Origin of the sequence: Curtobacterium sp. MCLR17_036, from assembly GCF_003234445.2 — a bacterium.
Taxonomy (GTDB): Bacteria; Actinomycetota; Actinomycetes; order Actinomycetales; family Microbacteriaceae; genus Curtobacterium.
Window position 1 is genome coordinate 1,074,375 of record NZ_CP126269.1, and the last position, 14,381, is coordinate 1,088,755.

The following is a 14,381-nucleotide window of genomic DNA, read 5'->3' on the forward strand; positions in this document are numbered from 1 at the left end:
AGGAGCACCATGAGCGAGACCCTGGTCATCATCCCGACCTACGACGAGGCAGAGAACGTCCGTCCCATCGTCGAGCGCACGCTCGCCGCGACCGACGACAGCGTGCACGTGCTCGTCGTCGACGACAACTCGCCCGACGGCACCGGAGCGATCGCCGACGCCATCGCCCGCGAGACCGACCGGGTCCACGTCATGCACCGCACCGTCAAGGACGGCCTCGGCGGCGCGTACCTGTCCGGCTTCGCCTGGGGCCTCGAGCACGGCTACGCCAAGCTCGTCGAGATGGACGCCGACGGCTCCCACCACCCCGAGTACCTGCCGTGGATGCTCGAGCTCGCCGACACGAACGACCTCGTGCTCGGGTCCCGCTGGATCAAGGGCGGCGAGGTCGAGAACTGGCCCTGGTACCGCGAGCTGCTCTCACGCGGCGGCAACCTGTACACCCGCCTGGCCCTCGGCATCGCCGTGCGGGACGCGACCGGCGGGTTCCGCGTCTTCACCTCGCGGGCGTTCGAGCGCATCGACCTGGCGGGCGTCGCCTCGAAGGGCTACTGCTTCCAGGTCGACCTCTGCTGGCGCGCCCTCGAGGCCGGGCTGCGGGTCGTCGAGACCCCGATCACCTTCACCGAGCGGGAGTTCGGCGTCTCGAAGATGAGCGGCAACATCGTGCGCGAGAGCCTGGCCCTCGTGACGAAGTGGGGCATCGACCGCCGTCTCCGCGAGGCCCGCTCCCTGGTCAAGGACCACCGGAAGCTGCCGTCGGTGCGGGCGAACGCGCACGCCGTGGCGGACCACACCGCCTGACCGTCCCGAGCCTCGCCCGGGGTCGGTGTCGGTGTCGGTGTCGGTGTCGAGCTGCGGCCGAGCACCCCGCCGGAGCGACACCGTGCCGCGGGTGTTCGGCAGCAGTATGACGCCTTCGCGGGGCACCCGCCGGCCTTCGCCGGACAGTCCGTTCCCGGACCGAGAGTCCCCACGACGACGGCCCCGCGACGACGACGGCCCCGCGACGACGACGGCCCCGCGACGACGACGGCCCCGCGACGACGACGGCCCCGCGACGACGACGGCCCCGCGACGACGACGGCCCCGCGACGACGACAGCCCGCGTCGACGACGATCCCCGCGTCGACGATGGCGCCCGCAACGACGACAGCCTCCCGCTCGCGCAGGAGGCTGTCGTCGTCTGACGCAGGGGAGGGCCGCTAGCGCAGCACCACCACGCCGCGTCCACGGAACCGCACGCTGCCGGCTTCGACGTCGGCCGCGCCGAAGCGGTAGAGCTCCTCACCGGTGGCGTCGGGCACGGGGACCTCGGCGGAGTCGTCGGCGAAGTTCACCACGACGTGCACCGGGGCGACGTCCGGCCCGAGCAGCCCCCGGGTCAGCACCAGCCAGCGTCGGTCCTCGTCGAACCGCACGGCGTTCGCCTCGTACCGGTGGTCGACGAACGCCTGGTCCGTCCGGCGCAGCGCCACGAGGACCCGGTAGGCCCGCAGGATCGCCGCGCCCCGCTCCGAACTGACGTCGGCCCAGTCGAGCTTCGAGTTCGTGAACGTCGTCGGGTCCTGCGGGTCGGGGACGATCGACTCGTCCCAGCCGTGCTCGGCGAACTCGGCGATGCGCCCCTCTGCCGTGACCTTGCCGAGGTCGGGCTCGGGGTGCGAGGTGAAGAACTGCCACGGCGTCGTCGCGGCGAACTCCTCGCCCATGAACAGCATCGGCGTGAACGGGCCGAGCAGCGTGAGCGCGGCGGCGATCACCAGGCCCTCGTCGTCCAGCGTCGCCGCGAGGCGGTCGCCGGCGGCGCGGTTGCCGATCTGGTCGTGGTTCTGGTTCGTCACGACCAGGGCCGTCGCGGGCGAGGTCGCCCGGTCGATCGGTCGCCCGTGCCGCTTCCCACGGAACGACGACCAGGTGCCGTCGTGGAAGAACCCGTGCTCGAGCACCTTCGCGAGCGCCGACAGGGGAGCGAAGTCGGCGTAGTAGCCGTTCGTCTCACCGGTCAGTGCCACGTGCACCGCGTGGTGGAAGTCGTCGGACCACTGTCCGGTGAGTCCGTAGCCCGCGGCCTCGCGCGGACGGAACATCACCGGGTCGTTCAGGTCGGACTCGGCGATGAGCGACAGCGGCCGTCCGACCGACGCCGAGTAGGCGTCGGTCTCGTCCGCCATCTCGGCGAGCACGTGCGGGCGTGAGGTGTCGCGGATCGCGTGCACGGCGTCGAGCCGCAGCCCGTCGACGTGGTGGTCGCGGAACCACATGCGGACGTTGTCCAGGACGTACCGACGGACCTCGGGGTGCTCGACGTTCACGGAGTCGCCCCACGTGTTCGCGAGGCCCTGCACCAGGTACGGCCCGTACAGCGGCAGGTAGTTCCCGCTCGGTCCGAGGTGGTTGTAGACGACGTCCTGGATGACGCCGAGACCGAGCGAGTGCGCCGTGTCCACGAAGCGGTCGTACGCGTCGGGCCCGCCGTACGGGGCGTGGACCGCGAACCAGCCGACGCCGTCGTAGCCCCAGTTCCACTCGCCGTTGACGGCGTTGACCGGCAGCAGCTCGACGAACCCGACGCCGAGCTCGACCAGGTGGTCGAGCTTCTGCGCCGCCGCGTCGAGGGTGCCCTCTGGCGTGAAGGTGCCGATGTGCATCTCGTAGACGACACCGCCGCGTGCCGGCCGCCCGGTCCAGGCCTCGTCGGTCCACGCGAAGCGCGCGGGGTCGACGACCTCGGACGTGCCGTGCACGCCGTCGGGCTGGTACCGGCTGCGCGGGTCCGGCCGGACGGCGTCGTCGTCACCGATGCGGAACCCGTAGCGGGCGCCGACGACCGGCGCGATCGCGTCGGTCGTCCACCAGTCGTCGTCGCCGCGGGTCAGCGGGTACTCGACGTCGTCGACGACCAGCCGGACGCGGTCCGGCTCGGGCGCCCAGACGGCGTAGCGGTCGGGTGCGGTCATGCGTGACCCTCCAGGATGTCGATCTCGGCCTGCGCGTCGGTCTCGGGTGCGTCCGACGCGGCAGCGGTCTCCGGACGGGAGGCCCGGGTCGTCTCCGGCGCAGCGGTCGCCGCGTCGACGTGGTCGGGATCGACCACCGTGTCGGCGGGGACGAGCAGCGCGACCGGGTAGGTGGCGAGCAGTTCGGACAGTGCGATGCCCCGCGACGCCGGGAACCGTCGGCCGGTGAGCACGTCGACCCGCTCGAGGGGGACCGGGTGCACGAGCGTGTCGCCCCACCCGCCGACCCGCTCGAGGCCGATCGGCAACCGTGTCGCGACCGTCACGGCGCCGCCGCGGTCGAAGGCGAGCACGTGGTCCGCCGCGCTGCCCGACGCCTCGAGCGCCAGGTACCGGGTGAAGAGCTCCCGGTGGTCGCGACGGAGCCGCAGGGCACGCGTCGTCACGAGGAGCTTCGCCGCACCGTCGAGACCGACCTCCGGCAGGCGCTGCGGCCCGTCGTCGTCCGGACCGTCGACGGCGGCGAGCGTGTGCCGGCGTTCGGTGTAGTCGACCGGCCGACGGTTGTCGGGGTCGACGAGGGAGCGGTCCCAGAACTCGGTGCCCTGGTAGACGTCGGGGACGCCGGGGGCGGTGAGCTGCACGAGCTTCTGGCCGAGGCCGTTCGACCAACCGGCCTGGTCGATGCGCTCGTCGAGGGCGTCGAGCACGGCGACCACGGCGGGGTCGTCGAACGCGGCGTCGACGATCGCGTGCATCTGCGACTCGAACGCCTCGTCCGGCTCGGTCCACGTGGTGCTGTCACCGGCTTCGCGCGAGGCCTTCTCGGCGTACGCGTGCAGGCGCTCCCGGCTCGCGGGCCGAGCGCCGATGATCGCCTGCCACAGCAGGTCGGCGAAGACGCGGTCCTCGAGCGGCACGAGCGACTGGAGCCGCTCGAGCGTCGCACTCCACTCGGCACCCAGCTCGGCGAGCACGGCGATGCGTGCGCGGGTGTCCTCGCTGCGCTTGGTGTCGTGCGTGGTGAGGGTCGTCATCGTGTTCGGCCAGCTGCCGAGCCGCTCGCGCTGCGCCTGGTGGAAGGCGTCCACCGGGACCGCGAAGACGCTCGGGTCGCTGCCGACCTCGCTGAGCGACGACAGGCGCGAGGTGCGGTAGAACGCGGTGTCCTCGACGCCCTTCGCCATCACCATGCCGCTGGTCTGCTGCAGCCGGAGCGCCGCCGCGTTCATCGGGTCGACGAGCGCGGGAGCGATCCGGTCGATGACGTCGCCGAGGTCGGGTCGGGCCTCGGCGGCGCGCTCGAGCGCGGTGATGAGGTGGTGGGCACCCTCGGGCAGGTACGTGCGGTACACGTCGAAGGACGCCACGAGCTCGGCGACCGCGTCGACGACGCGTTCGTGCGTGATGGCGTCCACCCCGGCGACGGTCGGTGCGAGCAGCCGCGCGAGCCGCTCGACCTCGCTGCCGAGGATGCCGTCCGCGATGCCACGACGGGTGTCGTGCGTGAGCTGCTGCCAGTCGGCCGGCTCGGCGCCCGACGCGGCCGTCAGGTCGTCCTCGCCGGCGGGGTCGACGAACACGCGGTCGAAGACCCCGAGGGCGTCGTAGCCCGTCGTGCCGTCGACCGGCCACGAGGACGGCAGCTGCTCGCCCGGCTCGAGGATCTTCTCGACCAGGGTGTACGCCCCACCGGTCAGCTCGGCCAGGTCCTGCAGGTACCCGGCCGGGTCGAACAGGCCGTCCGGGTGGTCGATGCGCAGGCCGTCGACGAGACCGTCGCGGAACCAGCCGCCGATGACGCCGTGCGAGGCCGCGAAGACCTCGGGTCCCTCGACGCGGATCGCCGCGAGCGTGTTCACCGCGAAGAACCGGCGGTAGTTCAGGTCGTGGTCGGCGCGCTTCCAGTGCACGAAGGCGTAGTGCTGCCGCTCGTGCACCGCGTCGACGGTGTCGCCGTCGTGCACGGTGCCGGGAGCCGTCGGGTACGCGGTCTCGCCGACCCGGAGCACCGGCCGTGCCGGGTCCGTGGTGTCGAGCGTGACTGCTTCGAGCAGACGGTCGTCGAGCACCGGGACGCGGACCTTGCCGTCGCCGGCGTCCCAGTCCACGTCGAACGCCCAGGCGACCGGCGAGCCCTGACCGAGTTCGAGCAGGGACCACCACCAGGGGTTCGACTCGGGCGTCGCGACACCGACGTGGTTCGGGACCACGTCGACCAGGACGCCGAGTCCTGCGGCGTGCGCGGCCTCGGCGACCGCTCGGAGCGCGTCGTCGCCGCCGCGCTCGTCGTCGACCCGCGTGTGGTCGACGACGTCGTAGCCGTGGTTCGACCCCGCCTCGGCCTGCAGGACGGGGGACAGGTAGAGCCAGTCCGCCCCGAGGTCGCGCACGTAGTCGACGACGTCGCGCGCCGCCGTGAGGTCGAAGTCCGCCGAGACCTGCAGGCGGTACGTGGACACCGGCTCGCGTCGTGCGGCGCCCGTCGCGTCGGCGGTCATCGGGTGGTCCCGCTCGGTGCGGTCGACCCGGCCGGGTTCGACGGGGTGACGGCGTCCTGCGGGGCGACGGGCGCCGGAGCGCCCTCCTGCTGGACGTCGACGGGGGTGGCGGTGACCTCGTGGTCGGGCTCGGCACGGAGCACGATCATCGACCGCGCCGGCACGTCGAGCGGGGTCCCCGCCTCGACGATCTCGTCGCGGGCACCGGGTTCGGCGGTGTCGATGCGGACGGTCCACCCCGGCGCGTACTCCTCGGGCGGCAGGGTGAAGGTCACCACGTCGTCGTGCGCGTTGAAGTACGTGATGAACGCGACGTCCGTGACCCGCTCACCGCGGGCGTCGCGCCCGCGGATCCCCTCGCCGTTCAGGTACATGCCGACGCTCTTGCCGAAGCCGGAGTCCCAGTCCTCGGGGTCCATGGCGTCGCCGGAGGGGGTGAGCCACACCACGTCGGGCAGGGGCTCGCCCTCGCCGCGGCGGACCGGACGACCGTTGAAGTACCGGGTGCGGCGGAAGGTCGGGTGGTCGTGGCGGAGCTTGACGACGTCGGCCGTGAACTGGATCAGTTCCTCGTCCGCGGTGTCCCAGTCGATCCAGCTCAGCTCGGAGTCCTGCGCGTAGACGTTGTTGTTGCCGGACTGCGACCGGCCGAGCTCGTCACCGTGCGCGAGCATCGGCACGCCCTGGCTCAGGAGCAGGGTCGCCAGGAAGTTCCGGCGACGCTGGAGCCGCAGCTCGTTGACCGCCTCGTCGTCGGTCGGGCCCTCGGCGCCGGAGTTCCAGGACCGGTTGTGGCTCTCGCCGTCGTTGTTGTCCTCGCCGTTGGCCTCGTTGTGCTTCTCGTTGTAGGCCACGAGGTCGTACAGCGTGAAGCCGTCGTGCGCGGTGATGAAGTTGATGCTCGCCTTGGGCGTGCGGCCGTCGTGCTCGTACAGGTCCGCCGAACCCGAGATCCGGGAGGCGAACTCACCGAGCGTCGACGACTCGCCGCGCCAGAAGTCGCGGACGGTGTCGCGGTACTTGCCGTTCCACTCGGACCACTGGGGCGGGAAGTTGCCGACCTGGTAGCCGCCGGGGCCGACGTCCCACGGCTCGGCGATGAGCTTGACCTGCGACACGATCGGGTCCTGCTGCACCAGCTCGAAGAACGCCGACAGGCGGTCGACCTCGTAGAACTCGCGGGCGAGCGCCGACGCCAGGTCGAAGCGGAACCCGTCGACGTGCATCTCGGTCACCCAGTAGCGGAGCGAGTCGAGGATGAGCTGCAGCGAGTGCGGGTGCCCGACGTTGAGCGAGTTCCCCGTGCCCGTGTAGTCCATGTAGAACTTCTTGTCGTCGTCGACCAGGCGGTAGTAGGCCGCGTTGTCGATGCCGCGGAACGACAGCGTCGGGCCGAGGTGGTTGCCCTCGGCGGTGTGGTTGTAGACGACGTCGAGGACGACCTCGATGCCGGCGCGGTGCAGCTCGCGCACCATCGTCTTGAACTCCTGGACCTGCTGGCCCTGGTCGCCCGACGACGAGTACGCGGAGTGCGGTGCGAAGAAGCCGATGGTGTTGTAGCCCCAGTAGTTCGACAGCCCCTTGTCCTGCAGGGTCGAGTCGTTCACGAACTGGTGCACGGGCATGAGCTCGAGCGTCGTGATGCCGAGGCGCTGCAGGTGCTCGATCACCGCCGGGTGGGAGACGCCGGCGTAGGTTCCGCGCTGCTCCTCCGGCACGTCGGGGTGGGTCTCGGTGAGGCCCTTGACGTGTGCCTCGTAGATGACGGTCTCGCCGTAGGGCGTGCGCGGCGGACGGTCCCCCTGCCAGTCGAAGAAGGGGTTGATGACGACGCCCTTCATCATGTGCGAGGCGGAGTCGTCGTCGTTCGTGGAGTCCGGGTCGCCGAACGTGTACGAGAAGAGCGACTGGTCCCAGTCGATCTCGCCGCTGGTCGCCTTGGCGTAGGGGTCGAGCAGGAGCTTCGACGGGTTCGAACGCGCGCCGGTGGCGGGGTCGTACGCGCCGTGGACGCGGAAGCCGTACTCCTGACCGGGGCCGACGTTCGGCAGGTAGGCGTGCCAGACGTAGGCATCGACCTCGAGGAGGGGGACGCACTCTTCGTTGCCGTCGGAGTCGAAGAGACAGAGTTCGACACGCTCGGCGACCTCGCTGAAGAGCGCGAAGTTCGTGCCGCTTCCGTCGTAGGTCGCACCGAGCGGGTACGGGTTGCCGGGCCAGGTGTGCAAGTGGTCCTCCAGGTGTGGGTTTCGCCAACATATCGGCGGGAGCCGTCAGCGTCCGCAGACAAGTCGAAGGTGTGGACTGCTCACGCGAGATCCCGCCTGTGGAGGGACGGACGAGTAGCGTCACGCCCATGGCCAACATCGTGTCCCAGATCGCAGACAAGGTCCGCCCGACCGGCGTCTCCACGAACTACGGAGATCCCGTCGAGGTCGGCGACCAGACCATCATCCCCGTGTCCCTCGGCTGGTTCGGCTTCGGCGGCGGCGGGGACGACGAGAACGGCGGCGGAGGTGGCGGCGGCGCCACCGTGCCCGTCGGCGCGTACGTCCGTCGGCCCGGCCAGGACCTCGAGTTCGAACCGAACCTCATCTCCCTCGTCGCGGTGAGCATCCCGCTGGTCTGGGTGACCGGCAAGGCCCTCAGCAAGGTGATCCGCGCCCTGAAGAAGTGACCCGATGACGGAACGGGAGGCCCGTGGCGGATCCGCCACGGGCCTCCCGTCCGTCACGCGGTCGCGACCGCGTCTAGACTGCGAGGACACACACGGGAGTCCGGGACCACCGGGCTGAGAGGGAGCGAACGGCGCTCCGACCGTCGAACCTGATCCGGATCATGCCGGCGCAGGGAGGAGTCCAGCACCATGTCATCTGGCACGTCCACGAACGTCCCCACCAGCCCTCGACGATCGCTGCAGTGGCGCGTCGTCGACATCGTCGTCGCGAGCGTCCTCGCCGTGGCGCTCGGCGTCGTCTTCCGCCTCTGGGAGTTCGGCTACGAACCGATCAGCGTCGTCATGGACCTGGTCCTGCCGGGCACCAAGGCCCTGTTCGGCGGCGTCTGGCTGCTCGCCGGACCCGTCGTCGCCATCGTCGTCCGGAAGCCCGGCGCTGCCCTCTACGGCGAGATGGTCGCGGCCTCGGTCGAGGCGCTCTTCGGTACCCAGTGGGGGTGGCTGACGCTCGAGGCCGGGCTCGTGCAGGGCCTCGGCGCCGAGGTCGTCCTCGCACTGTTCCTGTACCGCGTGTACCGCCTGCCCGTCGTCGTGCTCGCCGGTGCGGCGGCCGGCCTCGCGCTCGGCGTCAACGACACGGTGCTCTGGTACCCCGGGCTCGACGTCGCCTTCAAGCTCGTCTACGTGGTCTGCGCGATCATCTCCGGCGCGGTGATCGCCGGCGCCGGCTCGTGGGTCGTCGTCCGGGCGCTCGCCCGCACGGGCGTCCTGTCGTCCTTCGCGGCCGGGCGAGAGCACACGCGGCGCTCGCCGCGCGCCCTGGTGTGACGCCGCTGCCTCGCGCCGGTTCGGGGGCGGCCCGCATCGCCTTCCGAGGGTGGGGGTGGCGGTACCCGGGCCGTGCCGAGTGGGCGGTCCGTGGCGTCGACCTGACCGTCGAGCCGGGCGAGCGGGTCGCGGTCGTCGGGCCCTCCGGCGCCGGCAAGTCCACCCTGCTCCGGGCCGTCGCGGCCGTGCTGCCCGACGAGCCGGACGCCTCCGACGACAACGCTGCCTCGGCCTCGGGAACGGTCCTCGTCGACGGCGTCGACCCCCGCTCCGTCCGCGGCCGGGTCGGCCTCGTCATGCAGGACCCCGAGGCGCACACCGTGATGTCCCGCGTCGGCGACGACGTCGCGTTCGGCTGCGAGAACACCGCCGTGCCGCGGGACGAGACCTGGGCGCGGGTCGTCGAGGCCCTCGGCGTCGTCGACCTCGACCTGCCGCTCGACCGCTCGACCACGCAGCTGTCCGGTGGGCAGCGGCAGCGGCTGGCGCTCGCGGGCGTGCTCGCGATGCGACCCGGCGCCCTCGTGCTCGACGAGCCCTGCGCCAACCTCGACCCGGACGGCGTCGTGCAGGTCCACGACGCCGTCCGGGCCCTGCTCGACGAGACCGGGGCGACGCGCTCGTCGTGGAGCACCGCATCGGCACCTGGCTCGACCTGGTCGACCGGCTCGTGCTCCTCGAGCCCGCCGGCGGCGTCGTGGCCGACGGCCCCGTGGCCGAGGTGCTCGCCGCGCACGGCCGCGCGCTCACCGCCGCGGGTGTCTGGGTGCCCGGGGTCGAGCCGGCGCGGGGGTCGGCGCGCCGGGGTGGGGGCGCGGGCGCGGGTGCTGCGGGCGCGGGTGCCGGTGCGGGGTCGAGCGCGGGTGCGGGCGCGGGTGGCCGCGGGGGGAGCGGGGGAGGTGGCCGGTCTTCGCGAGCGGGCGAAGTGCCCGGGTCGGTCGGTGGAGAGAGTGCGGCATTCCGCCCGCTCGGTGAGCCCGCGGCCGAAGGGGCCGCCGCGAGCGCGAGTTCGAGCGAGACCTCGGGCTCGGACTCGGGTTCGGGTGCTGGCTCGGACTTGGGTGCGCGTCGTGGGCGAGGTCCTTCCGCGCGAGCGGGCGAAAGACCCGGGTCGTCGGGTGAGAGTACTGCGGCACACCGCCCGCTCGGCGGGAACGCGGCCGACGGAGCCCCAGCGAGACCGCGTCGGGACACGGGTGACCACCGTGAGTGGGCTCTGTCCACGCGAGCGGGCGAAGTGCCCGGGTCGTCCGGTGCGGGGAGTGCGGCATTCCGCCCGCTCGGCGGGCCGAGCGCCCTCGACACCGCCGCCGAACCCGGCGCCGAGCGGGACGTCGTGCTGCTCGAGGCCGTGGGACTCAGCACCGGACGAGGAACCTCGTGGGTCAGCGTGGCCAGCCCAGCCAGCGCAGCCAGCTCCGCCGACCCGACCAGCACGTCGGGCCCCGGGCGCCGCGCTGCCCAGGCGGTCGGCCGGGGCATCGACCTCCGGGTCCGGGCTGGCAGGGTCCTCGCGATCACCGGCCCGAACGGGGTGGGGAAGACGACGCTCGGCCTCACCTTCGCAGGGCTCCTGCCCCCGGTCGCCGGCACACTCCGTGCCACCGACGCCCTGACGCGCGGTGCGGGTCCGGCGCCGCACGCCTGGTCCAGCCGTGTGCTCGCAGCCCGCATCGGGACGGTCTTCCAGGACCCCGAACACCAGATCGTCGCCCGCACGGTACGCGACGAGGTGCTCGCCGGTCCACGGGCGCTCGGCCACCAGGACACCGCCGACACCGCGGACGGACTGGAGGCCCTGCTCACCACCTTCGGGTTGGCCCACCTGGCCGACGTGGACCCGTTCACCCTGTCCGGCGGCGAGCAACGTCGGCTCGCGATCGCCTCCGCCATCGCGACGCGCCCGCCGGTGCTCGTCCTCGACGAACCGACGTCCGGTCAGGACCGGGCGACGTGGGAGGCCGTCGTGCAACGCCTCGGCGCCCTCGCCGACGAGGGGACCGCGGTCGTCGTCGTCACGCACGACCGTGACCTGGTGCGGGCGCTCGACGCCGACGAGGTGGTGCTCGGTCCGGACGGGATCGTGCCCTTGCTGTCTGCGGGCGGCGATGTGGCCGTGCTCGCGCCTGTGCGGCGGCCGGACGTGGCCGGTCTCGTGATGAGTGCGGGCGCGATCCTGCCCCTGGGACGCGACCCGGAGCAGGAGGCGCCGACCGTCCCCGAGGGGCGGGCGGTGTCGGCGGGGCGAGCCGCGCCTCCTGGCCGGTCCGCGACCCGGGGGGTCGACGGCGTGCAGCCGGTCGCCTCGTTGCTCGGGGTGCTCGCGCTCGGGGTGTTGCTCGTGCTGAGCCTGGACGTCGTGTCCGCGGCGGTCGCCCTGGCGATCGAGGTCGTGCTGCTGCCGCTCCTGCGGATCCCGGTGCGGACGCTGCTGGTGCGGACGTCACCGGTGCTGGTCGCCGCGCCGCTGACCGCGGTGAGCATCGCGCTGTACGGCAGTCCCTCCGGTCGGGAGTGGTTCGACCTCGGCTTCGCGCACGTGACCGACGGGTCGCTGACGCTCGCGCTCGCCACAGCGCTCCGCGTGTTGGCGGTGGGGGTGCCGGCGCTGGCGCTCTTCGTCCGGGTGGACCCCACCGACCTGGCGGACGGGCTCGCCCAGGTGCTGCGGCTGCCGGCGCGGTTCGTGCTCGGGGCGCTCGCGGCGATCCGGATGACGACGCTGCTCGTCGACGACTGGCGGCAGCTCGCCATGGCCCGCCGGGCTCGGGGCCTGGCGGACTCGGGGCGGCTTCGGCGGGCGGCGTCGATGGCCTTCTCGCTGCTCGTGCTCGCACTGCGCCGGGCGACGACGCTTGCGGTGGCGATGGAGTCGCGGGGGTTCGGTGCTCCCGGGCCGCGGACCTGGGCCAGGCCGGCGCGGTTCTCGTGGCCGGAGTGGGCGATGGTCGGCGTGCTCGTCGGCATCGGCGTGGCGTCGATCGCCGTCGCGGTCGTCGCGGGGACCTGGCGTGGCTGACGGCGGCGGGGCAGCCGACGGGGCAGCGAACGGCGCGGCGGTCGAGCCGGCCGCCGCGGACGCCGGCGGGGCAGCCAGCAGGGCAGCCGACGGGGCAACCAACGGAGCGGCGGTCGAGTCGGCCGCCGCGGACGCCGGTGCCGTCGCGGCAGACGCTGGCGCTGCCAGTGACGCCGCTGCCGCCGACGCCGCGACCGCCGACGCCGTGGACGCCGCCGTCGTGGCGGACGGGTTGGCGCAGGACCTCGCGGCCGTCGCCGCCGGGGTGGCCGCGGCGTCGGGCGGGCGGCTCGTGGTGCTCGTCGACGGGCGGTCGGGGACGGGCAAGACGACGCTCGGCAACGCCCTGGCGGGGTGGCTCGGCGCCGAGGTCGTGCACCTCGACGACGTCTACCCGGGATGGGACGGGCTCCGGGCAGCGGCGGACGCGGTGGTGCGGGACGTGCTCGGCGGACCCTCCGGCTACCGGCGCTGGGACTGGGAAGCGTCTGGCCCGGCAGGCTGGACCTCGATCGAGCCCGGCGTGCCGATCGTCGTCGAGGGGTGCGGTGCGCTGTCGCGGGGGTCGGCGCCGCTGGCCTCGCTGCGGGTCTGGCTCGAGGCCGACGACACCGTGCGCCGGGAGCGGGCGATCGGACGCGACGGCGAGGTGTTCGCCCGCGAGTGGGAGCGCTGGGCCGCCCAGGAAAGCGCGTTCATCGACGCCGAGCAGCCGGCCCTACTGGCGGACGTGGTCGTGCGGACGTAGGACCCCCCGAGCCCCGACAGCGCGACCCGGGCCAGGTAGTGGCCCCGGGCCAGGCGCGACCCGGGCCGGGCACGACCCCTGGCCACGCGCGACCCGAGCCAGCAATGGGCCCGGGCCCGAGGTGGTCCGACCGAGCGGACGCAGGGACGCTCGCTCACCGCGAAACCCGCACCTCCGGTGTCTCCCGCTCCGCAGCGTGCCCCGCCCGCTCGGTCCGCCCCGCCCGCTCCGCCCGCCGCTCAGCCGCCCGCGGGTCCACCGCGAACACCGCCGCCACGATGCTCAGCACCGCGTAGACCCCGAGGTACCCGCACAGGATCCACGGCGAGCCCCCGCCGAGCTCCACGAACACCGCGGCCAGCAGCGGCGTCAGCCCCACCGAGAAGATCGACCCGATCTGGTAGCCGAGCGACATCCCCGAGTACCGCCGCCCGGTCGGGAACTGCTCGGCGAACCACGCCGCCTGCGGCCCGTAGATGCTGTCGTGGAACACGCACATGCCGACGAGCGCCACGAGCGGCAGGAGCACGAGCGGCCCCGCGTCGAGGAACGCGAAGAACGGCCAGATCAGGACGGCGATGCCGACAGCCGACCAGATCGTGAGCACCCGCCGGCCGACCCGGTCGGACAGCCAGCCCCAGAACGGCGTCGTCACGAGCGACACCGCCGAGATGACGAGGACCGCCCGGAGCCCGGCGTCCGCGCCCTCCGGACCGCGCACGTTCCCGAGGTAGGTCAGCGAGTACGTCGTCAGGATCGAGTACAGCGCCGGCTGCACGAGCCGCAGGCCGGCGGTCACCAGGATCGAGCGCGGGTGCTGCCGGATCGCCTGCCACACCGGGAACCGTTCGACCCCACCCGAGGCGCGGAGTTCCTGGAACACCGGGGCGTCCTGCACGCCGAGCCGGATGACGAGCCCCACCGCCACGATCACCGCGGAGAAGAGGAACGGCAGCCGCCAGCCCCAGGCCAGGAAGGCCTCGTTGCCGAGCAGCGTGCGCACGAGCGTGAACACGCCGGTCGCCAGGAGCATCCCACCGGCCGACCCCATCTGCGTGAACGCCCCGAACAGCCCGCGGTGCCGCGCGGGAGCGTGCTCGACGGACAGCAGCGCCGAGCCGCCCCACTCCGCTCCCGCGGCGACGCCCTGCAGCAGCCGCAGGACCACGAGCGCCACGACGGCGCCGACCCCGATGGTCGACGCTGACGGGATCGCCCCGATGAGCGTCGAGGCGATCCCCATGAGCACGAGCGACGCGACGAGCAGCTTCTTCCGCCCGATGCGGTCACCGAGGTGCCCGGCGACGATCCCGCCCAGGGGTCGCGCCACGAAGCCGACGCCGTACGTCGCGAAGGACGCGATCACGCCGACCGCGGGCGTCACCGACGGGAAGAACGTCGGCGCGAACACCAGCGCCGAGGCCGTCGCGTACAGGTAGAAGTCGTAGTACTCGACGGTGGTGCCGACGAACGAGGCGAGGGCGACGCGACGCCGGGTCGCGGTGGTCGTCGGGTCGGGACGACGGACGGGAGGCGCGGCTGCAGTGGTCGGGGTCGACATGCCTCAGGAGCATGGTCGCGTCCGGCGCCGTGCGGAACACCCCGCGTAACGCGAGGTCACGTCACTGTCGTCGGGCGGTGCCCGCCG

The 14,381-nt window shown here is 73.0% G+C and carries 9 protein-coding genes, 1 pseudogene and 1 riboswitch; of the genes and pseudogenes, 6 read left to right on the plus strand and 4 right to left on the minus strand.

What is annotated here, in order from left to right; translation table 11 throughout:
* Positions 1-9: 9 nt before the first annotated feature.
* A complete protein-coding gene (locus DEI99_RS05010) occupies positions 10-804 on the plus strand; it encodes a polyprenol monophosphomannose synthase (protein ID WP_111043105.1) in 795 nt (264 codons plus the stop codon).
* Between the two features lie 401 nt (positions 805-1,205).
* On the opposite strand, the gene treZ is transcribed toward DEI99_RS05010, so the two are convergent.
* From treZ to glgX, 3 genes are read right to left on the minus strand one after another with little or no spacing between them, the layout of a single operon-like run.
* Positions 1,206-2,960 carry a malto-oligosyltrehalose trehalohydrolase gene (treZ, locus tag DEI99_RS05015; RefSeq protein WP_111043106.1) on the minus strand — a complete coding sequence of 585 codons (1,755 nt, stop codon included), beginning with the start codon at positions 2,958-2,960 and terminating at the stop codon, positions 1,206-1,208.
* Complete coding sequence (treY, locus tag DEI99_RS05020) at positions 2,957-5,461, minus strand: malto-oligosyltrehalose synthase (protein WP_111043107.1); 2,505 nt, start codon at positions 5,459-5,461, stop codon at positions 2,957-2,959. Before treY ends, treZ begins: the two co-directional genes overlap by 4 nt.
* Positions 5,458-7,689: a glycogen debranching protein GlgX gene (gene glgX / locus DEI99_RS05025; protein WP_111043108.1), complete on the minus strand. Its 2,232-nt coding sequence runs from the start codon at positions 7,687-7,689 to the stop codon at positions 5,458-5,460. The genes treY and glgX overlap by 4 nt, the downstream gene beginning before the upstream one ends.
* Positions 7,690-7,817: 128 nt before the next feature.
* Here glgX and DEI99_RS05030 point away from each other — a divergent pair, with 128 nt between their 5' ends.
* From DEI99_RS05030 to DEI99_RS05050, 5 genes and pseudogenes are all read left to right on the plus strand, one after another.
* Positions 7,818-8,138, plus strand: a complete 321-nt coding sequence (locus DEI99_RS05030) for a hypothetical protein (protein ID WP_111043109.1) — start codon at positions 7,818-7,820, stop codon at positions 8,136-8,138.
* An 83-nt stretch (positions 8,139-8,221) separates the two neighbouring features.
* Positions 8,222-8,331: riboswitch (TPP riboswitch) on the plus strand.
* Positions 8,328-8,966, plus strand: a complete 639-nt coding sequence (locus DEI99_RS05035; RefSeq protein ID WP_111043110.1) for an ECF transporter S component — start codon at positions 8,328-8,330, stop codon at positions 8,964-8,966. (Overlaps the previous riboswitch by 4 nt.)
* Positions 8,963-9,451 (plus strand): annotated as a pseudogene (locus DEI99_RS17210) (ABC transporter ATP-binding protein); the annotation flags it as partial. The gene DEI99_RS05035 and the pseudogene DEI99_RS17210, both read left to right, overlap by 4 nt.
* A gap of 752 nt (positions 9,452-10,203) precedes the next feature.
* Positions 10,204-11,985, plus strand: a complete 1,782-nt coding sequence (locus DEI99_RS05045; protein ID WP_284180995.1) for an ATP-binding cassette domain-containing protein — start codon at positions 10,204-10,206, stop codon at positions 11,983-11,985.
* Positions 11,978-12,733, plus strand: a complete 756-nt coding sequence (locus DEI99_RS05050; protein WP_284180959.1) for a nucleoside/nucleotide kinase family protein — start codon at positions 11,978-11,980, stop codon at positions 12,731-12,733. The genes DEI99_RS05045 and DEI99_RS05050 overlap by 8 nt, the downstream gene beginning before the upstream one ends.
* A 154-nt stretch (positions 12,734-12,887) precedes the next feature.
* Here DEI99_RS05050 and DEI99_RS05055 read toward each other — a convergent pair whose 3' ends face one another.
* Positions 12,888-14,294 carry an MFS transporter gene (locus DEI99_RS05055; RefSeq protein ID WP_284180960.1) on the minus strand — a complete coding sequence of 469 codons (1,407 nt, stop codon included), beginning with the start codon at positions 14,292-14,294 and terminating at the stop codon, positions 12,888-12,890.
* Between the last annotated feature and the right edge of the window lie 87 nt (positions 14,295-14,381).

What these genes read in the sequence shown, in the direction of transcription:
- DEI99_RS05030 (WP_111043109.1), top strand. Translation starts at nt 7,818, where the DNA reads ATGGCCAACATCGTGTCCCAGATCGCAGACAAGGTCCGCCCGACCGGC.
- treY (WP_111043107.1), bottom strand. Translation starts at nt 5,461, where the DNA reads ATGACCGCCGACGCGACGGGCGCCGCACGACGCGAGCCGGTGTCCACG.
- DEI99_RS05010 (WP_111043105.1), top strand. Translation starts at nt 10, where the DNA reads ATGAGCGAGACCCTGGTCATCATCCCGACCTACGACGAGGCAGAGAAC.
- treZ (WP_111043106.1), bottom strand. Translation starts at nt 2,960, where the DNA reads ATGACCGCACCCGACCGCTACGCCGTCTGGGCGCCCGAGCCGGACCGC.
- DEI99_RS05055 (WP_284180960.1), bottom strand. Translation starts at nt 14,294, where the DNA reads ATGTCGACCCCGACCACTGCAGCCGCGCCTCCCGTCCGTCGTCCCGAC.
- DEI99_RS05035 (WP_111043110.1), top strand. Translation starts at nt 8,328, where the DNA reads ATGTCATCTGGCACGTCCACGAACGTCCCCACCAGCCCTCGACGATCG.